This is a genomic window from Nocardiopsis valliformis DSM 45023, assembly GCF_000340985.1.
GTDB lineage: Bacteria > Actinomycetota > Actinomycetes > Streptosporangiales > Streptosporangiaceae > Nocardiopsis > Nocardiopsis exhalans.
The window spans coordinates 25,489-49,030 of the sequence record NZ_ANAZ01000042.1 but is presented as its reverse complement, the minus strand read 5'-3'; the positions used below and the strand labels follow the sequence as shown (position 1 = coordinate 49,030).

General features: G+C 70.5%; 20 protein-coding genes. 14 read left to right on the top strand and 6 right to left on the bottom strand.

Translation table 11 applies throughout. The features are described from left to right. Positions 1–275 precede the first annotated feature (275 nt). The 14 genes from ruvX to D457_RS0127735 all read left to right on the top strand — a co-directional run bounded on the left by ruvX (position 276) and on the right by D457_RS0127735 (position 17,402). Positions 276–764, top strand: a complete 489-nt coding sequence (gene ruvX / locus D457_RS0127800) for a Holliday junction resolvase RuvX (RefSeq protein WP_017583953.1) — start codon at positions 276–278, stop codon at positions 762–764. Continuing rightward, positions 761–3,172 carry an endolytic transglycosylase MltG gene (gene mltG, locus D457_RS0127795; protein WP_017583952.1) on the top strand — a complete coding sequence of 804 codons (2,412 nt, stop codon included), beginning with the start codon at positions 761–763 and terminating at the stop codon, positions 3,170–3,172. Before ruvX ends, mltG begins: the two co-directional genes overlap by 4 nt. After that, positions 3,172–4,008, top strand: a complete 837-nt coding sequence (locus D457_RS0127790; protein ID WP_017583951.1) for a shikimate dehydrogenase — start codon at positions 3,172–3,174, stop codon at positions 4,006–4,008. Before mltG ends, D457_RS0127790 begins: the two co-directional genes overlap by 1 nt. 405 nt (positions 4,009–4,413) lie before the next feature. Beyond that, positions 4,414–4,998, top strand: coding sequence for a translation initiation factor IF-3 (infC, locus tag D457_RS0127785; protein ID WP_184371994.1), 585 nt, complete (start codon positions 4,414–4,416; stop codon positions 4,996–4,998). 186 nt (positions 4,999–5,184) lie between these two features. Continuing rightward, on the top strand, positions 5,185–5,379 hold the full coding sequence (gene rpmI / locus D457_RS0127780) for a 50S ribosomal protein L35 (protein WP_017583949.1): 195 nt from the start codon (positions 5,185–5,187) through the stop codon (positions 5,377–5,379). A gap of 166 nt (positions 5,380–5,545) precedes the next feature. After that, positions 5,546–5,917: a 50S ribosomal protein L20 gene (gene rplT, locus D457_RS0127775; RefSeq protein ID WP_026117095.1), complete on the top strand. Its 372-nt coding sequence runs from the start codon at positions 5,546–5,548 to the stop codon at positions 5,915–5,917. Between the two features lie 45 nt (positions 5,918–5,962). Next, positions 5,963–6,811: a TrmH family RNA methyltransferase gene (locus D457_RS0127770; protein WP_017583948.1), complete on the top strand. Its 849-nt coding sequence runs from the start codon at positions 5,963–5,965 to the stop codon at positions 6,809–6,811. Positions 6,812–7,386: 575 nt separating this feature from the next. After that, positions 7,387–8,514, top strand: coding sequence for a sensor histidine kinase (locus tag D457_RS0127765; protein ID WP_017583947.1), 1,128 nt, complete (start codon positions 7,387–7,389; stop codon positions 8,512–8,514). A 184-nt stretch (positions 8,515–8,698) separates the two neighbouring features. Then, positions 8,699–9,817 (top strand): phenylalanine--tRNA ligase subunit alpha, encoded by a 1,119-nt coding sequence (gene pheS, locus D457_RS0127760; RefSeq protein ID WP_017583946.1) that lies wholly within the window; start codon positions 8,699–8,701, stop codon positions 9,815–9,817. Continuing rightward, positions 9,817–12,306, top strand: a complete 2,490-nt coding sequence (pheT, locus tag D457_RS0127755; RefSeq protein WP_017583945.1) for a phenylalanine--tRNA ligase subunit beta — start codon at positions 9,817–9,819, stop codon at positions 12,304–12,306. Before pheS ends, pheT begins: the two co-directional genes overlap by 1 nt. Before the next feature lie 544 nt (positions 12,307–12,850). Beyond that, on the top strand, positions 12,851–14,077 hold the full coding sequence (locus tag D457_RS0127750) for an aminotransferase family protein (protein WP_026117094.1): 1,227 nt from the start codon (positions 12,851–12,853) through the stop codon (positions 14,075–14,077). Between the two features lie 209 nt (positions 14,078–14,286). Beyond that, complete coding sequence (locus tag D457_RS0127745) at positions 14,287–14,775, top strand: MarR family winged helix-turn-helix transcriptional regulator (RefSeq protein WP_017583943.1); 489 nt, start codon at positions 14,287–14,289, stop codon at positions 14,773–14,775. Positions 14,776–14,972: 197 nt separating this feature from the next. Next, positions 14,973–16,394, top strand: coding sequence for an NAD(P)/FAD-dependent oxidoreductase (locus D457_RS0127740; RefSeq protein WP_152514391.1), 1,422 nt, complete (start codon positions 14,973–14,975; stop codon positions 16,392–16,394). 90 nt (positions 16,395–16,484) lie between these two features. Beyond that, a complete protein-coding gene (locus D457_RS0127735) occupies positions 16,485–17,402 on the top strand; it encodes a hypothetical protein (protein WP_152514390.1) in 918 nt (305 codons plus the stop codon). Positions 17,403–17,410: 8 nt separating this feature from the next. Here D457_RS0127735 and D457_RS0127730 read toward each other — a convergent pair whose 3' ends face one another. From D457_RS0127730 to D457_RS0127705, 6 genes are all read right to left on the bottom strand, one after another. Beyond that, positions 17,411–18,217, bottom strand: a complete 807-nt coding sequence (locus tag D457_RS0127730) for an FHA domain-containing protein (protein ID WP_017583940.1) — start codon at positions 18,215–18,217, stop codon at positions 17,411–17,413. A gap of 122 nt (positions 18,218–18,339) precedes the next feature. Then, a complete protein-coding gene (locus D457_RS36280; protein WP_017583939.1) occupies positions 18,340–18,489 on the bottom strand; it encodes a hypothetical protein in 150 nt (49 codons plus the stop codon). Positions 18,490–18,546: 57 nt separating this feature from the next. Then, on the bottom strand, positions 18,547–20,193 hold the full coding sequence (locus tag D457_RS34285; RefSeq protein WP_051073051.1) for a serine/threonine-protein kinase: 1,647 nt from the start codon (positions 20,191–20,193) through the stop codon (positions 18,547–18,549). Beyond that, positions 20,190–20,744: a nucleotide exchange factor GrpE gene (locus D457_RS34280; protein WP_160167421.1), complete on the bottom strand. Its 555-nt coding sequence runs from the start codon at positions 20,742–20,744 to the stop codon at positions 20,190–20,192. Before D457_RS34280 ends, D457_RS34285 begins: the two co-directional genes overlap by 4 nt. A 14-nt stretch (positions 20,745–20,758) precedes the next feature. Further along, on the bottom strand, positions 20,759–22,306 hold the full coding sequence (locus D457_RS0127710; protein WP_039831978.1) for an Hsp70 family protein: 1,548 nt from the start codon (positions 22,304–22,306) through the stop codon (positions 20,759–20,761). A gap of 67 nt (positions 22,307–22,373) precedes the next feature. After that, positions 22,374–23,519 carry a J domain-containing protein gene (locus D457_RS0127705; protein WP_017583936.1) on the bottom strand — a complete coding sequence of 382 codons (1,146 nt, stop codon included), beginning with the start codon at positions 23,517–23,519 and terminating at the stop codon, positions 22,374–22,376. Positions 23,520–23,542: the final 23 nt, after the last annotated feature.

Sequence of the window (23,542 nt, the reverse complement as noted above, 5' to 3'; positions counted from 1 at the left end):
AGTTCGCCCCGACCCCCGCAGCCACAGCCCGATCTGAGGTATGAGGCCCGATTGGGGAGGGGCGGCGGGCGTGCCCATGGGCGAGGCTGCGCACCGTCATCGAATCGGGCATACTGTGGCGCGTCACAGCCGATTCCCATGGCTGTCTGCGCGGATTTCGCCGCGATCCAGCTGATGAACAGGACCACCGTGTTGAGGATTTTCCGGCAGCGGTGCTGTGCCGTCGACCGCACAGCCCGACTGAGCAGCTTCCCCACCCACGGGGAGGCATCCTCTTGAGGCAAGGTGTACGCCTGGCGATCGATCCGGGCAACGCGCGTATCGGGGTCGCGGCCAGCGACCCGAGCGGTATGCTCGCCAGTCCGGTGGAGACCATCGCGCGCGGCCGGGGCGACCTGCAACGCATTGCCCTTCTCGTGCTGGAGAAGGAGGCCCGCGAGATCGTCGTGGGCTACCCTGCTTCACTGTCTGGCCAAGAGGGACCGGCAGCCCGGTCCGCTCGCGAGTTCGCGAATACCTTGGCCCGGCTCCTTGACCCCGTCCCCGTCAGGCTCGTGGACGAACGACTCACCACGGTGACCGCCCAGGGACAGCTGCTCTCCGGTGCCTCCTTCGGCAAGAAGGGCGCCAAGGGCGGCCGGGCCCGCCGCTCGGTCATTGACCAGGCGGCGGCCACCGTGCTCTTGCAGAGTGCCTTGGACCAGGAACGGTCAACAGGCCATCCCCCGGGCGAGATCGTCCGTGCCAGCCAGGGAGATTCATGACCGACAGGGATGACTACCCCGATCCCTACCGTCGTCGTGCCGACCGCGAAGGCGGCTACGACTACGATCCACTGTCCGACCCGCTGCCCGCCCAGCCGCCCTCGCGCGGACGCCGGGCGCGCCCGGGGCCGCCGGACAGCGGTGAATTCGGGCACACCGGGCCCTCCACCGGGGAGTTCCGCACCCCCAGGTACGCCGACCCCGGGCCGGCGGAGTTCGACACGCAGAACCCGGCCGCGCCGCCTCCCGGCCGCCGCCGCAGGGCCGAGCCGCCCGAGGACCAGGCCGCCTGGGGCGGCGAACAGCCGACGGCCCCGCCCCGGCGTTTCGGCGCCGCGGACGCGCTGCGCGGCAGCCGTGCCGCGCGCGGCGGCGGACAGGACACTCAGCGGCCCGCCCAGGGATCGCCCTCGGACACGGGCAGCCATCAGCGGCCCGCTCCCGGATCGCTTTCGGATACCGGCAGCCATCAGCGGCCCGGCAGCGACCCCACCCAGGAGGCTCTCGCGGCCCTGGCCAACCTGGGCGGGGCCCAGAACCCCGGCAACCAGCCCGGTCCCGGGGCGCCGACGGCTCCCAGCACACCGGTCCCGGGAGCCCACGACGAACCCCCTCGCCGGGCCCGGCGAGCACGCGCCGAGGATCCAGGGGAGGGGCAGTCACCCTTCTGGGGCGACGACGCGGACGAGCCCACCCCCGCCTTCCTGGCCGATGACGCCGCTGAGGAGCCCAAGGGGCGCCGCGCCCGCCGCAAGCGCGCCAAACAGGCCGAGGCCGAGCCGCTACGCGACTCCGGCACCTTCTCCGCTCAGGAATCGGAGGCCGAGGAGCCCAAGGGGCGCCGTGGCCGTCGTCGTGCCCGGCGTGCGGCGGAGGAGGCGCCCGCGGACTCCGGCGCCTTCCTCGCCCAGGAACCCGTGGACGAGGAACCGGCAGGGCGCCGCGGCCGTCGCCGTGCGGCCCCGGAGCCGGAGGAGGAGCCCCGCCACTCCGAGACCTTCGCCACCGCCCCGGTCACCGACACCGGAGCCTTTGCCGAGCTGTCCAACCTGGATGACGAGGAGCCCCTGACCGACACCGGTTCCTTCCTCGCTCAGGAACCGGAGGCCGAGGAGCCCAAGGGCCGCCGCGGCCGCCGTCGTTCCCGCCGCGGACGCCGTGCTGAGCCAGAACCGGAGCCCCGGGCAGAGGAGGAGCCGGAGGAGGTCGAGGAGGACCTCTACGAGGAGGACAGCCTCGAAGACATCGCCGCCTCCTACGGTGACAGCCGCGCCAACCGCAAGCGCGCAAAGCGGGCCAAGGCCGCGCAGGCCGCCCGGCGCAACGCAGGCAAGCCCAAGAGGCGCAAGAGCAAGGGCCTGATGATCCTGCTCGTCCTGGTACTGATGCTCGTGGTCGCCGGCGGCGGTTTCGCGGTCATGCGTACCTACGTTTTCCCCCCGGACCACGGGGGTTCGGGGGAGGGCGAGGTCGTCTTCACCATCGCGGAGGGCCAGAGTGGTACCGCCGTCGGCCAGAGCCTCGTGGAACAGGGCGTGGTCGCCAGCGTCCGCGCCTTCACCAACGCGCTCGGCGAGCAGGGTGACGCCCTGGTGCCCGGCACCTACTCCCTGGCCGAGAACATGAGCGGCGAGAGCGCCGTCGCGGCTCTGCTCGACCCGGAGAACCGGCTCGGCGGGCGGGTCACCATCCGCGAGGGCCTGCGCTCCGAACAGGTCCTCCAGCACCTGGCCGACAACACTGGCCTGTCCTTGGAGGAGCTGCAGGACGCCTACGCGCAGACTGGCGAGCTCGGCCTGCCCGACTACGCGACGGAGGGGGCCGCGGGCTACCTGTTCCCGTCCACGTACCGGTTCGAGCCGGACACTGAGCCCCTCTCGATCCTGCGCACCATGGTCACCCAGTACCGCCAGGTCGCCGAGGAGCTGGACCTGGAGGCGCGCGCCGCCGACCTCGGCTACGACGCCAACGAGGTCATGGCGATCGCCTCTATCGTCCAGGCCGAGAGTGGCGGGGTCGACGACATGGCCAAGATCTCCCGGGTGGTGCACAACCGCCTGGACATCGACATGATGCTCCAGATGGACAGCACCTGCTTCTACGCCATCGGCGAGTACGGCATCGCGCTCAACAACGACCAGCTGGCCCAGTGCGAGTCCGACACCAGCGGGTTCGACACCTACCACAAGACCGGTCTCATCCCGGGCCCGTTCGTGGCCCCGGGCGAAGACGCCATCGAGGCGGCCCTGGAGCCGGAGGACGGCGAGTGGCTGTACTTCGTGGCCACCGACCCGGAGAACGGTGTTACCGAGTTCGCCGAGACCTACGAGGAGTTCGAGGTCCTCAAGCAGCGCTTCCAGGAGACCTGGGGCGGCGGCGGTCAGGCCGAGGGCGAGGGCGAGGAGTGATGCGCGCCGCCGTCCTGGGTTCGCCGGTGGCCCACTCCCTCTCCCCGGTCCTGCACTCCGCGGCCTACGCGGCCCTGGGGCTTCGGGACTGGTCCTACGGACTGTTCGAGTGCGATGAGAAGGGGCTGGCGCCCTTCCTCGAAGGGCTGGATCCCGCCGATTGGGCCGGGCTCTCCCTGACCATGCCGCTCAAGCGCCGGGCCATGGAGCTGGCGGTTGAGGTCACCGACCTGGCCACGGCGGTCGGCGGGGCCAACACCCTGGTCCGCCGGGGCTCGGGCTGGGCGGCGCACAACACCGACGTCGAGGGCATCGCCACCGCGCTGACCGAGGCCGGTGTGGCCGCCCCCGGTAGCACGGTCGTCCTGGGGGCGGGGGCCACCGCGGCCTCCGCTCTGGCGGCCCTGCGTGAGCTCGGCTCCGCCGGGCCGGTCACCGTCCTGGCCCGCGACACCTTGCGCACCTGCGAGGTCACGGCGGCCGCCGAGCGCCTGGGCCGTCCGGTCGAGGTGGCCCCGCTGGCGGAGATCGACCGCCACCTGGACGCCGACCTCGTGGTGTCCACGTTGCCCTCGGGCGCCGCGGACGCGCACGCCGAACGTCTCGCGGCCTCCCGGGCCGATCTGTTCGACGTGATCTACGCCCCATGGCCGACCACGGCGGCTGAGGCCGTCGCGGCCCGGGGCGGGCGGGTGGTGGGCGGTTTCCCGATGCTCCTGCACCAGGCCGTCGCCCAGGTCAGGCTGATGACCGGGGTCGAGGACGTCCCTGTCGCGGCCATGCGGGCCGCGGGCGAGGCCGAGCTGGAACGGCGCTCGGCCCAGGCCGGGGTCTGACCTCCGGTCCGGAGGGCGGTACGGGTGGTCAGGTGGCCTCCGAGTCCTGCTATATTGGACGTAATCGACTTGGTCCGGTGTGCACAGCACGCCGGAACCGCAAGCGGAGATGATCCTCCCACCTACCGGGCCTCGCCCGTGTGGGTCCCGGTCAGACGATGGGTATACCATCCTGTGTTCGTCGCTCACCCCTGTGCGGGTGGACGAAGGCCATGTGGCGGCTCCGTCGTGAATGTCCGGTCGGATCGCCCCGCTTGCACACGCTGGCGGGGTTTTTCGCTTTTTGGTGAGATCCCAACGCGGGCGGGTGGCCTGAACAAGCACGGGCGACCCGGTCGAACAGGCCGACCACCACACGGTGGGCGGCCGGTCCCAGGTAATCCGAGAAAGCTAGGGAGGGGTCTCATCAGCACAGAGCCCCGCATCAATGACCGTATCCGGGTGCCCGAGGTCCGACTTGTCGGACCCAACGGTGAGCAGGTCGGAATCGTCTCCGTGCAGGACGCGCTGCGTCTGGCCCAGGAGTCCGACCTCGACCTCGTCGAGGTCGCACCGACCGCGCGCCCGCCGGTCGCGAAGCTGATGGACTACGGCAAGTTCAAGTACGAGTCTGCGGTCAAGGCCCGTGAGTCGCGCAAGAACCAGTCGAACACGATCATCAAGGAGATCAAGCTCCGCCCGAAGATCGACCCGCACGACTACGAGACCAAGAAGGGTCACGTCGTCCGGTTCCTCAAGAGCGGTGACAAGGTCAAGGTGACGATCATGTTCCGCGGCCGTGAGCAGTCTCGGCCCGAGCTCGGGCGCAGGCTGCTGGCGCGTCTCGCCGAGGACGTCCAGGACCTCGGGACGGTCGAGTCCCAGCCCAAGCAGGACGGCCGCAACATGGTCATGGTGATCGGTCCGCACAAGCGGCGTTCCGAGCACAAGGCCGAGGCCCGTGCCGCGGCGGGGGACAAGACCCGCCGCGACGAGAGCGACCAGGCGTAAGGCGCCAGGGTTAGTCCCCCACCGCCCGGCCGTCGTGAAGGCGGGAACCGGGTGGTGGGGTGGGCTGTGCGCGAACAGCTCGTGATGCACCGGTGTGCGACGGGATCCCGCCGTAGTGGCGGAACAATCGCGTCATCCGTTCCCAGTAGCGGGTGCCGCGCCGACGGAGTAGGAGACGACGGCGACATGCCGAAGAACAAGTCCCACAGTGGAGCCAAGGACCGCTTCAAGGTCACCGGCTCCGGCAAGATCATGCGCCGCCGTGCCAACAAGAACCACATCCTTGAGCACAAGACCTCCAAGCGCAAGCGGAAGCTGGGCACGGAGGCCGAGCTCGCTCCGGCTGACACCAAGAACATCAAGAAGCTCCTGGGCATGTAGCTCCAGAGCATCTTCCGTCCTCCTTGGCAGGCCCGTGCGCCCGACCCGGTCGGCGCGCTGAGGCGCCCGGAGGACAACCACCTGAAGCGAACACGGCCGCCGGGCCCGTCCTGGCCGGACCGGTCGGCGCGCCGTGCGCGCCGGAAGAACCAATGAGGGAGTCACTGTGGCACGCGTGAAGCGGGCTCTCAACGCCAAGAAGAAGCGCAAGGTCGTTCTCGACCGGGCCAGTGGTTACCGCGGGCAGCGCTCGCGCCTGTACCGCAAGGCCAAGGAGCAGATGCTCCACTCGATGACCTACTCCTACCGGGACCGCAAGGACCGCAAGGGGCAGTTCCGTCGTCTGTGGATCCAGCGCATCAACGCCGCCTCCCGCGCGCACGGCCTGACCTACAACCGTCTCATCCAGGGCCTGAAGCTGGCTGAGATCGAGGTCGACCGTCGCATGCTGGCCGAACTGGCCGTCAACGACGAGGCCGCCTTCGCCGTCCTCGTGGAGAAGGCCAAGCAGGCCCTCCCCACCACCGCCGCGGCCTAAGAGCGGGCAGCAGCTGGCAGGCAGTAGAAAACAGATCAGGTAGCGATGGCGAGCCACGAGTTCACGAGTGTCCGGTCACCCAGGATCAAGGGGGTTCGGCGGCTCGCCAAGCGCACCTTCCGTCAGCGCGAGCGGCGCTTCCTCGCCGAGGGGCCGCAGGCTGTACGGGAGGCCCTGGCCGCCGTCAACGGCGGAGACGGGCGGTCCCCCTACGGCGGGGCCGCCCGCGGCGTTGTCGAGGTCTACGCCACGGCGGAGGCCATGCAGCGCCACATCGACCTGATGGACGCCGCCCACACCGCGGGCGTGCCCACCCACCGGGTCAGCCTTGACGTCATGTCCGAACTGGCGCAGACCATCACCCCGCAGGGGGTCATCGCGGTCTGCGACTTCGTCGACGTCCCCCTGGAGAGCGTCACCGACGTGCGGCTCGCCGTCGTCCTCTCCCATGTGCGCGACCCCGGCAACGCGGGGACGGTCCTGCGCACCGCCGACGCGGCCGGTGCCGACGTCGTGATCTTTACCGACGCCTCGGTCGACCCCTACAACGGCAAGTGCGTGCGGGCCTCCGCCGGAAGTCTGTTCCACCTCCCCGTGGTGGTGGGGGTCCCGGTGGCCCGGGCGGTGGACTTCCTCCACGGCAACGGAGCCAAGGCCTGGGCGGCTGACGGAGGCGGCGACCGCGACCTGCACCAGCTGGCCGACGACGGCGACCTGGACGGCCCGGTCGGCTGGGTCTTCGGCAACGAGGCCTGGGGCCTGCCCGAGGAGATCGTCCAGCTCACGGACGGCGCGGTCAGCGTTCCGATCTACGGCGGGGCCGAAAGCCTGAATCTGGCCACGGCTGCGGCGGTCTGTCTGTACACGACCGCGCGGCAGCAGCGGCACTCCTGAGAGCTCCTTTCGAGCCGCTCCCGTCTGGCCCACCCCTGCCCCGATTGATTACTCCCGGTGACTGTCAGGGCTCTGACCCGGGGTGACGAAGCGCGGGGCTCACACGTTCGGTAACAGGTTCTGCCAACCCGTCGAAATGCACGTGCACGGGGCCCCAGTGTCGATAGGGTCGGGCCAGCAGCACGGTGGTTCATGCGCATCCCGCTTGACCACCCCCACCTGACCCGTGTCACGGGTAGGGCGGTGCGCGTGGCCACCAGGGCACGGCAGGATGCTTGGCGACACGGTATGAGCGATGTCCGGTCACCGGCTCCGCCACACGTTCTGTCACGCGTGCTGTCCCATCGGGACCCCGGCCGTCGGCGGTCGTCCCCGGCCTACCGGTGGACAGCGGTGCGCCCGGTCCCCACCGCCCGGGCGCCTCGACGAGGCCGTATCCCGGGCCATGAGGCGTACCAGGTGGGAGTGCAGGGTAGATCTGCGGTGGTGTCCAGGGGAGAGACGGGCACCACCGGTCAGCGTCCCGACCCAGGAGTCCTGTGGTCGCGGACCTTCGGAGGGGAGCGGGGAGAGGCGTGGGCAGCGGCCGGCAGGTGGGCCAACCGGCGGAGGACTCCGGCGGTGCGGCGGCGCCGAACCTTTGGGACGTGGACACCGCCTCGGCCCGGCCGGGTGAACCTCCGCTGCACGCCGACGACCTGCCCGACGGCGTGGTCGTCGCCGATGCCCGGGGCCGGGTCGTCCTGTTCAACACCATGGCCGCGCAGCTCACCGGGGTTCCGGTCGAGTCCGCGCTGGGCCGCGACTACCGCACCGCCCTGCCCCTGAACGGGCTCGACGGCAACAACTGGTGGGAGTCCAGCGACCCCTACGGCGGCGACCGCGAACGCACCCGCCAGCCCGAGCGAATGCTCTGCCTACCCGACGAACGCGAGATCCTCGTGGCCGCGCGCTACGTGCGGGCCAGGCCCGGCGGGGCGCTCGTCCGCCTGGTCGTCACGCTCCGGGACGCCTCCGCTCGGGCCGAACGCTCCCGAGCCGACCTGGTCTCGGAGGTCGCGCACGAACTACGCTCTCCGCTCACCAGCGTGAAGGGCTTCACCTCCACCCTGCTCAACAAGTGGGAACGGCTCACCGACAAGCAGAAGCTGTTCATGCTGGAGACGGTCAATGCCGACGCCGACCGCGTCACCCGGCTCATCCACGACCTGCTGGACGTCTCCCGCATCGAGTCCGGCCGCCTGGAGGTGCGCCGCCAGGTCGTCGATCTGCCCGCCGCTGTGCGCCGTCTGGTCGCCAGCAAGATCGCCGCGGGTGAGTCCGAGGAGCGTTTCCGGGTCGAGACCCGCGGCGAACTCCCGCAGATGTGGCTGGACGCGGACAAGATAGAACAGATCCTCGCGAACCTCGTGGAAAACGGGGTGCGGCACGGCGCTGGTACTGTCAGTATCGTGATCGAGCCGTGTGAAGGAGGAGCAGCGGTGTCGGTGCGCGACGAAGGCCAGGGCATAGCACCCGAGACCATTCCGCGCGTCTTCCGCCAGTTCTGGCGCGGCAAGCGCCGTGGCGGGACCGGCCTCGGACTGTTCATCGTGAAGGGCCTCGTCGAGGCCCACGGCGGCACGATCACTGTCGGACGCGCCCCCAACGGCGGCGCCGAGTTCCGATTTACCATGCCCGCCGGGACGCCCGAGTTCGTCTGAGTCCTCAGACCCTTCGGCCCCCCGGTGGGCGCACGTGGCATGTCCCGGACCCCGTGACGGACCTTTCCCGGGCTGCCCGCAAATCGCCTGTGCTTTTCCTGTCGGCTTCGTCCGCCCCGCGCGGACCGTGACTGCCGTCCCGTCCCCTGATCCGTGGGGAGCGGCGACGGCGAGGCAACCAACCATGTCTGCACCGAACAATTCCTTCGACCCAGTCGAGGTGGCCCCCCTGCACCCCGATGAGGTCGCCCGCATGCGCGAGGAAGCACTGGCCGCCATCGAGGCCGCCGCCGACCTCGCCGAACTCAAGGAGGTCCGGCTCGCGCACGCCTCCGACCGCTCCCCGCTGGCCCTGGCCAACCGGGAGATCGGCGCGCTGCCCCCGGCTGCCAAGGCCGACGCGGGTAAGCGCGTCGGCGGCGCCCGGCGCGACGTCGGCCAGGCCCTCAAGGCCCGCCAGGCGGTGCTGGAGACCGAACGCGACGAGCGCGTCCTGGTGGAGGAGCGCGTCGACGTCACCCTGCCCTGGGACCGTACGCCCCGCGGCGCCCGCCACCCCCTGACTACCGTCGCCGAGCGGATGGCCGACGTCTTCGTCGGCATGGGCTTCGAGGTCGCCGAGGGCCCCGAGATTGAGGCGGAGTGGTTCAACTTCGACGCCCTCAACTTCCAACCCGACCACCCGGCCCGCAGCATGCAGGACACCTTCTTCGTCGAGGGTCCCGACGGCGGCGAGTCCGGCCTGGTCATGCGCACTCACACCTCCCCGGTGCAGATCCGCGCGCTGCTCTCGCGCGAGCTGCCGGTGTACGTGGTCGCGCCCGGCAAGACCTTCCGCACCGACGAGCTGGATGCCACGCACAGCCCGGTCTTCCACCAGTTGGAGGGCCTGGTCGTCGACAAGGGCATCACCCTGGCGCACCTGCGCGGCGCCATTGACGCCTTCGTCGAGTCGGTCTTCGGTGAGGGCCTCAAGACCCGCTTCCGGGCCTCCTACTTCCCGTTCACCGAACCCTCCGCCGAGGTGGACATCGAGTGCTTCGTCTGCCGCGGCACGTCCGTGGGCAACCCGGACGAGCCCTGCCGCACCTGCTCCAGCGAGGGCTGGATCGAGATCGGCGGCTGCGGCGTGGTCAACCCGCGCGTGCTCACCGCCGCCGGGGTGGACCCGGAGGTCTACAGCGGCTGGGCCTTCGGCCTGGGAATCGAACGGACACTGATGTTCGCGCACGGTGTGCGCGACATGCACGACATGGTCGAGGGCGACATCCGCTTCACCTCGGCGTTCGGGAGTGAGAACTAATGCGCGTCCCCCTGACCTGGCTGCGTGAGTACGTCGAGCTTTCCGCCGACGTCTCCGCCCGCGACCTCGCCTCCCGGCTGACCCTGGCCGGGCTGGAGGTCGAAACCGTCGACGAGCTCGGCTCCGACCTGACCGGCCCCATCGTCTTCGGCCGTGTGCTGGAGATCGAGGAGCTCACCGAGTTCAAGAAGCCCATCCGTTTCTGCAAGGTGGACGTGGGGCGGGCCAACGGCACCGGCGAGCCGCAAGAGATCGTCTGCGGCGCCCGCAACTTCGCCGAGGGCGACCTCGTCGTGGTGTCCCTGCCCGGCGCCGAACTGCCCGGCGGCTTCAAGATCGGTGCCCGCAAGACCTACGGCAGGATGTCCGCCGGCATGATCTGCTCGGCCACCGAGCTCGGCCTGTGGGAGGACCACAGCGGCATCGTCGTGCTGCCCGAGGGCTTCGCCGAGATCGGCACCGACGCCATCGCGACCCTGGGCCTGCGCGAGGACGTCCTCGACATCGCCGTCACCCCGGACCGGGGTTACGCGCTGTCCATGCGGGGAGTGGCGCGCGACGTTGCCGCCCTGTACGGTGCCGCCTTCCACGACCCCGCGGACCTCACCGTCGCCGAGCCCACCGGCCTCGGCCACCCGGGCGTGATCGACGACGCCAAGCGCGCCGACCGCCTCGTGCTGCGCGGCGCCACCGGCTTCGACCCAGAGGCGCCCACCCCGCTGTGGATGAAGCGCCGCCTGCACCAGAGTGGGGTGCGCCCCGTCTCCCTGGCCGTGGACGTCACCAACTACGTGATGCTCGAGCTCGGCCAGCCGCTGCACGCCTGGGACCGCGAGAAGGTCAACGGCCCGATCCGCGTCCGTCAGGCCGAGGCGGGGGAGAAGCTGGAGACCCTGGACCACGTCCAGCGCTCCCTGGACCCCGACGACATCGTCATCGCCGACGACTCCGGTGCTCAGGCGATCGCCGGGGTGATGGGCGGACTGCACACCGAGATCGGCCTGTCCTCCTCGGAGGTCCTGGTCGAGGCCGCACACTTCGACGCCATGAGCATCGCCCGCGCCTCCCGCCGCCACCAGCTGTCCTCGGAGGCCTCCCGGCGCTTCGAGCGCGGCATCGACTCCGCCGAGCAGCTGGCCGCGGCGACTCGCGCGGTAGAGCTGCTGGCCGAGCTCGGCGGCGCCTCGGTCGAGTCGGCCTACACGGTGGTTGATGAGTCCACGCCGCGTGAGCCGATCGTCCTCAAGGCCTCCCACGCGGGCAGCGTGGCCGGGGTCGACTACCCGGCGGGCACCAGCGAGCGCTGGCTGCGCGCCCTCGGCTGCTCCGTGGAGACCGACGGGGACCTGCTGCGGGTCACCCCGCCCACCTGGCGGCCCGACATCACCGACCCCAACGACCTCGCCGAGGAGGTCATCCGCTTCGAGGGTTACGAGAACATCCCCTCGATCCGTCCCTACGGTTCCGGGCGGGGGCTGACCGCCAGTCAGCGCCTGCGCCGGGCGGTCGGCCGCATCCTGGCCGACACCGGGTACAACGAGGTGCTGTCCTACCCGTTCACCAGCGAGCGCGACCTCGACGGCCTCCAGCTGGCCGCGGACGACGCGCGCCGGACTGCCCTGCGCTTGGCCAACCCGCTCAGCGAGGAGGAGCCGCTGCTACGGACCACCGTGCTGCCGGGCCTGTTCAAGGCGTTGGCCCGCAACGTGGGCCGGGGCATGACCGACGTGGCCCTGTTCGAGACCGGCCTGGTCTACCGGCCCAAGCCGGGCGCTACCCGCGCCCCGATCCTGCCCGTGGACCGGGGGCCCGGCGCCGAGGAGCTCGCGCTCATTGACGCCGCCCTGCCCGAGCAGCCGCGCCGCGTGGGTGTGGTCCTCACCGGCGACGCCGAGCGCGCCGGCTGGTGGGGCCAGGGCCGTGCGGCCTCCTGGGCCGACGCGATCCAGGCTGCCCGGGACATCGCCCGGGTCGCCGGGGTCGACCTGGAGATCGAGGCCGACACCCACGCACCGTGGCACCCGGGCCGCTGCGCCGCGCTGTACGTGCGGGTGGACGGCGAGCGCCGGCTCGTGGGGCACGCCGGTGAGCTGCACCCGCGGGTGATCAAGGCGTTCGGTCTGCCCGACCGCACCGCGGCCATGGAGATCGACCTGGACGGCGTCGAGCGCGCCCGCACCGACGTGCCCGCCCCGCAGGTGTCCACCTACCCGGTGGCCACCCAGGACGTGGCCTTGGTCGTGGACGCCTCCGTGCCGGTCGGCGAGATCAGCGCCGCCCTGGCGGAGGGCGCGGGCTCCCTGCTGGAGAGCGTGCGGCTGTTCGACATCTACACCGGTGAGCAGGTCGGCGAGGGGCGCAAGTCCGTGGCCTTCGCGCTGCGCTTCCGGGCCGACGACCGGACGTTGACCGCCGAGGAGGCCGGTGCCGCGCGTGACGCGGCCGTGGCCCTGGCGACCGAGCGCACGGGCGCAGTCCTGCGCGGCTAGCCGACTGATCGGTGCGGACCACGCGACACTCGCTGGGCTGGCGACAACGCTGGGCCGGCCACACCGAAATACAGCGTTAACACGACGGGGCGGGGCGGTTACTCCCAGGGGGGAGACCCGCCCCGCCCTTCTGTGTTAGGACAGTGCTGTAGAGCCGGGCTGCCCGGGTCCGGGAGCGGCGGCAACCTCCCGGTGTGTTGCGAAAAGACTGACCGAAGAGCCCGGATTCCAAGAAAATTATGGCCGTGTTTTTCCAGCCCAGTAGGGGTTTTGGTGCCAAGTGCCGAGGGTAGCCGGAATGAAGTTTGGGTTTCGGGGCATGAAAGCTCGTTTTGGCTCTTGCTGTGGAGCGGTCCGAGAACTTAGCCTTCGAGTACCTGCCACAACCTGGGCGCCCGGGTAAGGGGTCAGATCCGTTTTCCGCTGCGCACTCTCGCGCATGTCACGGCTCGGAGGTCGCCATATGACCGAAACGGTTGTCTCGTCCGCGCTCACTCCCAAGGAACACCGGGAGCCCAGCCGTCTCTGGCATACCTTCTGCGATATGAACACCGTGGCCAAGGGCCCGGAGTTCGTTGTGGCCCGCGCCGAGGGCGTGTGGCTCTGGGACCAGTCCGGTGACCGTTACCTCGACGGGACTGCCAGCCTCTGGTACTGCAACGTCGGCCACGGCCGTGCCGAGATCGCGGACGCGGTCCACCGGCAGATGACCACCCTGGACGCCTACACCGTCTACGGCGACTTCGCCAACGTGCCCGCGATGGAGCTCAGCGAGCGCCTGGCTGCCCACGCACCGGTCGCGGACCCGCGCGTCATCCTCACCTGCGGGGGAGGGGAGTCGATCGACACCGCCGCCAAGCTGGCGCGCAGCTACTGGGTCACCCAGGGACAGCCGCAGCGCCAGCACCTGATCAGCCGGACCGGCGGCTACCACGGCCTCAACGGCTTCGGTACGAGCATCATCGGGATGGAGCGCTTCCGTTCCGGCTACGGCAAGCTGATCGAGGACACCTCCGTGGTGCAGCACGACTCCGCGGCCGCCCTGGAGGCCGAGATCCTGCGGGTCGGCGCCGACCGGGTCGCCGCCTTCTTCGCAGAGCCGGTGATCGGGGCTGGCGGGGTGTTCCTGCCGCCGGAGAACTACTTCACCGACGTGGCGCGGATCTGTCAGAAGTACGGAGTGCTGTTCGTGGTGGACAGCGTGATCTGCGGCTTCGCCCGGATGGGGAACTGGTTCGGGATCGAGCGGTTCGGGGTGAGCCCGGACATGATCGTCTTTGCCAAGGGCGTGTCCAGCGGTTACCTGCCGCTGGGCGGTGTGGTGGTCAACGGCCGGGTGGCCGACCCGTTCTGGAACGAGGCGGGCAACCCGTTCCTGCACGGCACCACCTACGCCGGGCACCCGTCGGCCTGCGCTGCGGCCATGGCCAACCTGGACATCCTGGAGCGCGAGGACCTGTTCACGGTCTCCCGCGAGGTGGAGACCCACCTGGACTCGGCGCTGCGCGGACTGGCCGACCACCCGCTGGTCGCCGAGGTCCGTTCCGGCACGGGGGTGATGGGTGCGGTGGAGCTCACCGAGGAAGCCCTCACCGAGCGGGGCATCACCACGGCGGAGATCTTCGCCGAGGCCCGCACCCGGGGCGTCATCGTCCGGCCGGTGCCCAAGGCCCTGCTGGTCTCGCCTCCACTGGTCATCACCTGGGAGCAGATCGACCACATGACGTCCACCCTGTCGTCGGCCCTGGACGCGGTGATGGCCCGCCACTGACCCCGGGACTGACCCCGAGAAGGCCTCTCCACTGACCCGAGCAGGCCCTTGCTGGACCCACCGGTGCCGTGTCACGCGCCGGTGGGTAATTTATTTTCCTGGGAAACCTCTGTCCGGTACTGATACCGTAGAGTAATGTTTGCTGGGAAGATACTTCTTTCGGGGTGGGTGTGGCGTTTCCTCCCCGAGGGCACGACAGGGGGCAGCACATGACCGCACAGCCGACCGGCGTGGACGAGCAGCACGGTACGGGACCCAGTGACGACGATTTGATCACGGCCTGGGGTCTGCTCCACGAGGCGATGAACTCCATTCAGCCCAAGCTGCTGCACGGGATAACCCCCGACGGCAAGGACATGGCGGGTCCCTGGTTCGAGGTTCTCATCCGACTCCAGCGCACCCCGGGGCACCAGCTGCCGATGAGCCGCCTGGCCCGGGAGGTCAGCCTGAGTACCGGAGGGTTCACCAAGCTGGCCGACCGCCTGGAGAAGGAGGGCTACCTGGAACGGCACAACTGTGCCACCGATCGCCGGGTCGTCTACGCCACCCTCACCGAGAAGGGGATCGAGTTCATCGGCGCCGCCCGGATTCGCCATGTGGAGCGCCTGCGTGAGCACGTGCTCGCCCCGCTCGGGGAGGGCGGGGTTCGACAACTCGCCACGATCGCGCGTACGCTCCGTGACAGCTCCTGCGATTAAAAAGGCATGGAACTGCGACGTTGCGTAGTCGAATCGCCGCTTCCGCGACCGGACGATCCTCGTGAATGTGCAGAAAACATGCCACGAGCCTTCGTTCCCGTGTAGGTTGGCGAGAGTTCGGGGGACCCAACGCGGGGTGGGTCGGGAGCATTGAGGTTCCGGGGGGAATGATGAGGCTGTTCACCACTGCTGCCCAGATGAGGCCGATTCCCCGATCCGCTCGCTTCGCCAACGGCGGAGTTTCCTTCTGGTTTCGGGAGAGCGGTCTCCCCGAACGCAGAGCGCCTCTGCCGGGCGACGCCGACTACGACGTCTGTGTGGTCGGAGCCGGTTACACCGGCCTGTGGACCGCCTACTACCTCAAGAAGGCCCAGCCGGACCTGCGCGTATGCGTGGTCGAGCGGGAGTTCGCCGGTTTTGGCGCTTCCGGCCGTAACGGAGGGTGGCTGACCGCCGAGTTCTCCGGTTCCCAGGAGGACTACGCCCAGTCACACGGCAAGGCCGCCATGGTCGCCCTGCAGCGCGCACTGATGAACACCGTGGACGAGGTCGTCTCGGTCGCCGGGGCCGAGGGGATCGACGCCGACATCGTCAAGGGCGGCATGCGTGTGGTCGCCAGCAACGCGGCCCAGCACGAACGGCTCCGGAACAACATCGACTACCTCCAGGACTGGGGGTACTGGCCCGACGACATCCACATGGTCGACCTGGACCACGCGCCCCCGATCGCGGTCAACGGCGCCGTGGCCGCGGGCTACTCGCCGCACGCCGCCCGTATCCACCCGGCCAAACTGGTCACCGGCCTGGCTCGGGTGGTCGAGGCGCTGGGCGTGGAGATCTTCGAGGACACCCCGGTGACCGAGATACGGCCCCGCGAGGGCGGAATCCGCCCGGCCGTGGTGACCGAACACGGCACCGTCCGCGCCGACCACGTGGTCCGCGCCACCGAGGGCTTCACCTCCACCCTGCGCGGCCAGCACCGCCGCTGGCGCCCCATGTCCTCCTCGATGATCGTCACCGAGCCGATCGCCCCCGAACTCTGGGAGCGGATCGGCTGGGAGGGCCGCGAGCTGCTGCGGGACGCCGCCCACTCCTACGTCTACGCGCAGCGCACCGCCGACGACCGCATCGCCATTGGCGGCCGCGGCTCCTCGCGCCGATCCGGGGGTTCGGAGGGCAGCGAGGGCACCACCCAGCCGCAGGCCATCGCCGAGCTCTGGCGCTCGCTGACCGCGCTGTTCCCCGACGTCGCCGACGCACCGGTCGAGCACGCTTGGTCCGGGGTGCTCGGGGTGCCCCGCGACTGGTCCCCGACGGTGAACCTGGACACCGATTCCGGCCTGGGCTGGGCTGGCGGCTACTCCAGCAGCGGGGTCGCCACCAGCAACCTGGCCGGGCGTACCCTGCGCGACCTCATCCTGGGCCGCAGCACCGACCTGACCCGCCTGCCGTGGGTCGGCCACGAGGTGCGCGGCTGGGAACCCGAGCCGCTGCGCTGGATGGGCACGAAGGTCGTGCGCGGCCTCTACCGCACGGCCGACCGCCGGGAATCACAGGCCGAGGGCAAGGCCCACACCTCCCGTCTGGCCGACCTGGCCACCCGGATGCCCGGCAACTGACCCCGGGGCTTCTTCCCGTTCCCCGCTGCTGACCACGCTCCCCATGACAGAATTACTGATCTGTCAGGGTTCGGGGAGGACCGGGTGGGTGTGTTCGCTGATGAACTGCGACGTCTTCAGGCCAGGAGAGGGATCCGGGCCGACCGGCCCGAACGCCTGGTGGGCCCGCGCCTGGCCGCGATAGCCGGGCTGACCGGCGCGGAGAGCCCGGGCGAGGTGCGCCGTATGGTGATCGCCACGCTGCGGGAACTCTCCCGCGACCTGCCCCAGGACCTGCGATTGGCCTTTCTCGCCGGTCTGGGCGCGCACCCCGAAGCCGACGCCCCCGTCCTCGAGCGGCGGCTGGAATGGGTGGCACGAGAGCTGTACACCTCCACCCGCACAGCCAGGCGCTATCTCGACCAGGCCGTGGAACACGTGGAAGCCGACTCACCCGCCCCGGCGCCCGGGCCCGGTTACGTTCCGCCGGGGTGGTGGCTGGCCGGCCTGCGGACCACCCTCCGACTCGGCCCGCACGGTGTCGAATCGTTCGAGGAACGCGAGATCGTCGCCACCGTGGACGACCTGGAGCAGGTCGTGGTCTCGGCTCACCTGCCCCGGGCGGAAGAGACTGTCGAGGCACAGCAGGAATTGGAACTGAAGCTCGTGTCGGGTGCGCTGTCGGTGACCCGCGAGCGACCGAGCCCGACCTACTTCCGGCACCACGTGAGATTGTCCAGACCGCTGGCGCTGGGAGAACGCCACGTCTTCACCGTGAACCTGCGGATCCCCCCGCAGCAGGGCTTCAAGCCGCAGTACGTGTTCCGTCCACTACGGCGCTGTGACCGGTTCGGGCTGTCGGTCCTCTTCGCCGGCCAGCGGCCCCCGCAGGTCTGGCGGATCCCGGGGGTACCGCACGGTGCGGTGGACGACCTGCCCCGCGACCCCGTTGCCCCGGGCGATGGGGGTTACTCCGCCGAGTTCACCGGCTTGCGCCCCGGGCTGGCCTACGGTCTGCGCTGGGGTTGAGCCCGCCCTCAGGCGTCCCACCACAGCTCCGCCTGGGCTTCCAACCACTCTTCGTCCTCCAGCAGCCGCAGGTGCGCGGGGGTGAGGGCCTGAAGGGTGATGAGGTGGTGGGCCAACCGTTCCCGCGTCACCCGGGTTCCCGGTTCCAAGGCGCCGGAGTCAGCCAGCTTCCGTTTGAGGTGGCGCAGATGCTCCTCCACCCGCCGGGTGACCCTGGCCCGCACGTCGGCCCGGCCCGCGTCGAACCCGGTCAGCTGGTCCCAGGTGTGGGTGGCGGCCAGCGCCTCCCGGGCCACGGACACCGAGGTGGGCAGGGGCCGCGAACGCGAGGGGTCCACCAACCAGTCCCGGCACAGCATGAGCGCGGTGACGAACTCCTTGGTGTGCGGGCTGAGCCGGATACGGGTGCTGGTCTCGGTCTCCTCGGCCACGTCCGGTAGTTCGGGCGGCTGCGGAACCGCGCCGTCACCCACGCGCACCTCGATCATGGACCCGCCGCCGTGCATGTAGGGGGAGCCCACCCGGGCCCGGCCGGAGGTCACCAACAACGCCCCGTGATCCTCGGCCCCGCTCGGCGGGAGGTGGCTCACCTGCCCGTGTACCACCGCGATCAGGCCGTGCTTGCGACTGAGGTTGCTGATCCGGGCCCCGTCCGCGGACACGGTGATCTGCCCGGCCAACCGGGACAGCCCGGGATCGCCGAGGACCACGAGGTCGGCGTGGCGGCTGCGGCCGAAGAGCAGACAGGAGCCGGAGGGGAGGGGGAGTTCCGTGCCGTCCGGACCGGTCACCCGCACGGGCGGTTCCTGCGTCATGGGTGTCCTTTCGCCAGGGGCCGTTCTTGGTCGGGGACGTTCTCGGTCAGGGGGCGGCCCCGCCCTTCGGTGCGGGGCCGCCGACTCACTCGTGCTGCTGTTCCGGCACGATGACCGGTGGATCAGCGCCGCCAGAACCTTCCGTGGTCGGAGCAGACCCGGCCTTCGTCGCACTGGGAACAGATGAGCGGATCGCCCAGGATGGTCTGCCCCGGGTTGCCCTTGCAGTCCGGGCAGTCGTACAGCCTGGAGTAGCACTTCTCGCATTCCATGTGTTTCTCCTTGTTCTCTCGGCACCGTGCTTTTCACGGCGCCGTCTCGCGGAGTGTTCAGGTCTGTTGTGACGGTGAACGGCCCGGTGCGCCCGGACGTCCGACCAGCAGCGCCGCCCATACGAGCACTGCGGCGCTGACCAGGCCCAGCAGTACGCCGCCCCACATCACCCACTGGTCCCAGCCGCCCCCGAAGGTCGCCAGCGCCGAGCGCAGCGATCCCGGCGCCCACAGCCCGGGAACGGACAGACCGGGCAGGGACAACAGGGTGACCAGGGCCGCCGCGGCCGGTACGGCCCAGCGCGCCAGAGGGGCCCTCAGCAGACTGATGGTCATGCACACGGCCATCAGCGGGAGGTAGAGGTCGGCTGAGCGGGTCGCGGCGTCGGCGCCGATGGCGACTCCCACCACAGCGGCGTCGGCGGTGTAGGGGGTGCGGGCCGCCTCCGTCACCATGCCCACCGCCAGCGACCACACGTGCAGCAGCGGGAGGCACGTCGCCGCTGCCACTGTCTGCCGCCAGCTGGGCGGGTCTATTCGCAACCGGGCCCACAGATGCGGCCTGGCCGGCGCCGGCGTCGACGGTGGTACCGGGGCGGGGTGACCGGGCCGCTCCGGTACCCGGACCCGTTGGCGTATGGGCGGCCGGTTCGGGCCCACCGGTCGCTGCGCGCGGGGGCGGTTGGGGATCCGGACCCGCTGTGGTGCGGGCTGCCGTTCTACGGGCTGCCGTTTCTCCGGGGACGCGGGCGGCCGGTCCGCTTTCGCGCGCTCTCGCCCGCCGCTCTTCCCGGGGAGATCCCAGGTACGGGCGAGAAGCCGGTTGGTCCGGTCGCGGGTGCTCTCCCCGCTGTCCGCCGTGGTGGTGTCCGAGTCCAACAGCTCGGCCAGGGTGGCGAAGAGTTCACCGGCGGTCGGGCGCGACCCGTGGTCGGGGGCCAGCGCCGCGCGCACCAGCGGCAGGAGCGGCTCCGGCACCCCGTCCAGGTCCGCCCTGCCCCGCGCGGCCCGCTCCCGGCGGGCCACCTCCTCACCACTGCCGAACGCGGGCCGCCCGGTCGCGGCGAACGCCACCACGGCACCCCAGGCGAACACGTCCGCCTCCGGGCCCTCATGCCCCGAGAACCGCTCGGGGCTGATGTAGCCCGGTGTGCCGTAGACCGCTCCCGTCCGAGTGGTCGACGCGGCGTCGCAGGCACGGGCGATCCCGAAGTCCAGCACACAGGGGCCCTGCGGCCCCAGCACCACGTTGCCGGGTTTGAGGTCACGGTGCACGACCCCCACGCGGTGGATGGCCACCAGGGCCTCGGCCGTTCCCAGGCCGAAGGACAGCAGCGCCGCCCCGGTGAAGGGCCTGCCCGACCGCACCTGGGCCGAGAGGGTCGGGCCGGGCACGTAGTCCATGGCCATCCACGGTCGGACGTCGTTGAGCCCCACCCCGCGGATGGCGGGGGTACAACTGGCCCGGACCCGCTGGGCCAGGGCGACCTCGCGGGTGAAGCGCGCACGAAAATCCGGGTCCGAGGCGTAGTCGTGGTTGACCACCTTGACCGCGAGGAGTGCCCCCTCCAAGGTGCGTGCCAGGCACACCACCCCCATACCGCCGCTGCCGATCCGGCCCAGCAGCACGTGCCCGCCCAGGACTCGGGGATCCTGGCGGGAGAGAGGTTTGAGCGGCGGCACGGCCCAGGTGCGCTGGTTCACGGGACGGGGTGCTCCGTGCCCGGAACGGTGACGGCGGCGACCACCTGGGCCGGTCGCAGGAGCTGGGACCGGTAGTGGAAACCGCGCCGGAGCACGGCGTGGACGCGCAGCGCTCCCTGTGCGGAGTGGTCGCCCCGCAGGTGCACCATGTCGTGCACGTGCGGGTCGAAGGGCTCGTCCACCCGCACCCGCACCTGTTCCACACCGTGCTGCTCCAACAGGGAGATCAGTTCCGAGCCCAGGCTACGGACGAAGGCCAGGTGCTGCTCGCCAGGGCTTCCCGGCTCGTGCGCGGTCTGGTTCTCGGCATGGGCGTACGCGTCGATGCGGTCGATGACCCTGGCGGCGCCGACCACGATGGGGGTCAGGTACTCCCGGACCACACCGTCCTCGGCCGCCCGCAGGCGGTCGCCCAGATCCTCGATCAGGTGGCGTTTGTCGCGGTCCTCTGACAACCGGCGGACGAAGAGGTCTTGGAGCTGGTCCAGCCGGGTCAAGATCTCCTGTCGGGCGTCGGCCTCGGTTCGGGGCGCAGTCTCAGGTCGGGTCACGGGCTCGTTCGGATTCAACGCACGGTCCTTCGCTGGAGGTCGGTGGAGAGGCGGTCGACCTCGTCCGGGCTGAGGTTGTTGGCGCGCTCGATCTCGATGTCGCCGAGGGAGCGCCCGGTACGGCCGTCGGCCGCGGTGACGTGCACGATCGCGTCCACGTCGTAGGAGATGGTCACCCTGATCGGCGATTCCTTGGGATAGGGGGCGGGCGGCAGGGGGATGGGCACGCCCCGTTGGTCCTCGGTGATGACGTTGACCCGGTCGGGGGAGCTGTGGTCGCCCACGGTGATCCGCATCAGGGCGGTCCGCTGGTCCTCCACCACGGTGTAGAACTCCTGGTGGGACTGGGCCGGGATCTTGCTCCCGCCGGGGATGATGACGTTGTTGACGTCGGCGGTCTGCTCGCTGTTGAGGGAGATCACCCCCAGACCGTGCGCGGTGATGTCGCTGACCGACCTGGTGCCGATCGTGGACTCGCGGTCGTCGGCCTCGGCGTCGAGCAGTTCGGCCTGGGCTGCGGCGCCCATCGCCACCGCCTCGTCCGGGTGCAGTCGCTGGTTGGGGGTCTTGCCGGTGATCTCGGCGACCAGCTCCCGGATCGCCGGGATGCGGGTGGACCCTCCCACCAACAGCACCTCGTCCAGGTTGTCGGTGGTGATCCCGGCCTTCTCCCCGGCCTGGCGCAGCGCCTCCTTGGTCATGACGCGTGTGCGTTGCAGCAGGTCGTGGATGAGGTCCCGGAACTCGTCGCGATTGATGGTCAGCTCACCGACCTCGGTGAAGATCGATGCGCTCTCGGTGTTGCTCAGCCGGTGCTTGGCGGACTCGCACTGCTCGCGCAACCGCCCCCGGGCCCCGGGGTCGCTGTTGTCGTCGACGTCGCTGCCGCCCTGCTCCACGATTTTCGTGTTGGCCCAGGTCTCCAGACGGTCGTCGAAGTCGGCGCCGCCGAGCTGGGCGTCACCGGCGGTGGCGACCACGTCGAAGTCGCCGTTCTCGATACGCAGCACGGTGACGTCGAAGGTGCCTCCGCCGAGGTCGTAGACGAGGACGTTCCCGGCGTCCCGCGCTCGCAGGCCGTAGGCGAGGGCGGCGGCGGTGGGCTCGCTCAGCACCCGCTCCACCTCCAGCCCGGCGATCTTCCCCGCGTCCCTGGTGGCCTGGCGCCGTGCTTCGTCGAAGTAGGCGGGCACGGTGATCACCGCGCGGGTCACGGGAGACCCCAGGGCGGTGGCGGCGTCGTCGCAGACCTTGCGCAGGATGAACGCGGAAACCTGCTCGGCGGTGTGGCGTTCACCGTCACTGGTCACCCGCCGCCACTCGGGGTCGCCCATGTGCGGTTTGACCCGCTCGATGACGTCGGTATCGCTCACCAGGCGCTGGTGCCGTGCGGGGGTGCCCACGATGGCCTCGCCGTTGGTCAGGTAGACCACGGAGGGTGTGGTGTTGGCGCCCTCGCTGTTGCGCAGGACCTCAGGGCGACCGGTCTCGTCGATGACGGCCACCGCGGTGTTCGTGGTCCCCAGGTCGATACCGACGATGAGACCGTTCTGTTCTGTCACGGACACTTCCTTTCAGCTGCGTCAGGCTGTGGGGGTGATGTGGACTCCTGGAGCGACCTTCGGCCCTTCAGGTGATGCGGGCGTTGAGTTCCCAGCGGCGAACGCTGCACTGGACCGCGATGACCAGGCATAGGGCGAATCCGACCAGGAAGAGGAACAGACCGACGAGCACTCCGTCGAGGAGCAGGCCGAACCCCAGGGCGAAGGTGAGCGGTACGGACAACCAGAGGGCTAGGGAAGTGATCCCGTTACTGGTCAGACGGTGGGTGAGGGTCTTCTCCTCGGCGTGCTGCAGAGCGCGGTCCACCTCCTCGATCCCGCTGATCGCCCCGCCCCCCTCCGGACACAGGTTCCGGGCCAGCGCGATCAGCCTGCGCATCTGGGTGATCTCCTCCTGGCTGGTGATGCGGTACCCGCCACGCACTCTGACGTCGGGGACGGCTTCGGCCGCGGCCGTCAGGCACCGCGCTACCACGTCCCGGACCGCCGGGTCGTCGGGGAAGCGCCCCCGGAGCCGACCGGCGGTGTCCAAGGCGTCCCAGGGTGCGCCCAGCCGTATCTGGATGAGGGCCAGTTTGAGGCTCGCCTCGGGGCCAGGGTCCATTCGGGCGCCCCGGACCGCCAGGCGCAGCCCCTGGTCCGGCTGCGCCCTGAACTCGGCGAGGAAACCGCCGAACCCGACCAGCCAGAGGGGGACGTCCGAGCGCAGGCGCAGGGCGGCCTTTCCCGCCATTTCCGCCTCGTCGAAGTCGCCCATGATGACGCAGGTCGTGTAGCGGGTGAACCACGCGTCGGCCAGGCCGGGGTTCTCCTCCGTGGCGCGAGTGGAGAAGTATCGTGCGCCTTGGTGGTCGCCCTCGCTCAGAGCGGCCCGGGCGTGCGCCATGTTCTGTTCGCCGGGCGCGCCACCGGGGTTCGCCGGGCGCTCCGGGGGTGTCCCGGTGGCCTCCGTGGTACGGCGGGCCCGCCGTGCGTCGTCGTAAGCGGCGCGCCGTGCCGGGTCGAGCAGCACGTGCTCGGCCCCGGCGACCTGCTCCAGGGTGTCCTCGGCCCGTCGGCGCAGTTCCTTCTTGCCAGAGCCGGTGAACTGCTGCCACTCGAGGATGAGGGTGTCAAGCCGGTCCCGGATGGTTCCGGCGTCGGCTTCCGGGGGGATGCCGAGGAGTTCGTAATAGTCGACGAAGTCCGTGTCGTCGTCGGGTGGCGCTGCCACGGGGCCTCCTTCCTGGATCCGGT

Bases quoted from the DNA above. Each gene is read 5' to 3' on its own strand.
- D457_RS0127745 (WP_017583943.1), top strand. From the start codon at position 14,287: ATGACCGCACAGCCGACCGGCGTGGACGAGCAGCACGGTACGGGACCC.
- D457_RS0127770 (WP_017583948.1), top strand. From the start codon at position 5,963: ATGGCGAGCCACGAGTTCACGAGTGTCCGGTCACCCAGGATCAAGGGG.
- D457_RS36280 (WP_017583939.1), bottom strand. From the start codon at position 18,489: ATGGAATGCGAGAAGTGCTACTCCAGGCTGTACGACTGCCCGGACTGC.
- pheT (WP_017583945.1), top strand. From the start codon at position 9,817: ATGCGCGTCCCCCTGACCTGGCTGCGTGAGTACGTCGAGCTTTCCGCC.
- pheS (WP_017583946.1), top strand. From the start codon at position 8,699: ATGTCTGCACCGAACAATTCCTTCGACCCAGTCGAGGTGGCCCCCCTG.
- D457_RS0127790 (WP_017583951.1), top strand. From the start codon at position 3,172: ATGCGCGCCGCCGTCCTGGGTTCGCCGGTGGCCCACTCCCTCTCCCCG.
- mltG (WP_017583952.1), top strand. From the start codon at position 761: ATGACCGACAGGGATGACTACCCCGATCCCTACCGTCGTCGTGCCGAC.
- D457_RS0127750 (WP_026117094.1), top strand. From the start codon at position 12,851: ATGAACACCGTGGCCAAGGGCCCGGAGTTCGTTGTGGCCCGCGCCGAG.
- rpmI (WP_017583949.1), top strand. From the start codon at position 5,185: ATGCCGAAGAACAAGTCCCACAGTGGAGCCAAGGACCGCTTCAAGGTC.
- D457_RS0127730 (WP_017583940.1), bottom strand. From the start codon at position 18,217: ATGACGCAGGAACCGCCCGTGCGGGTGACCGGTCCGGACGGCACGGAA.
- D457_RS0127740 (WP_152514391.1), top strand. From the start codon at position 14,973: ATGAGGCCGATTCCCCGATCCGCTCGCTTCGCCAACGGCGGAGTTTCC.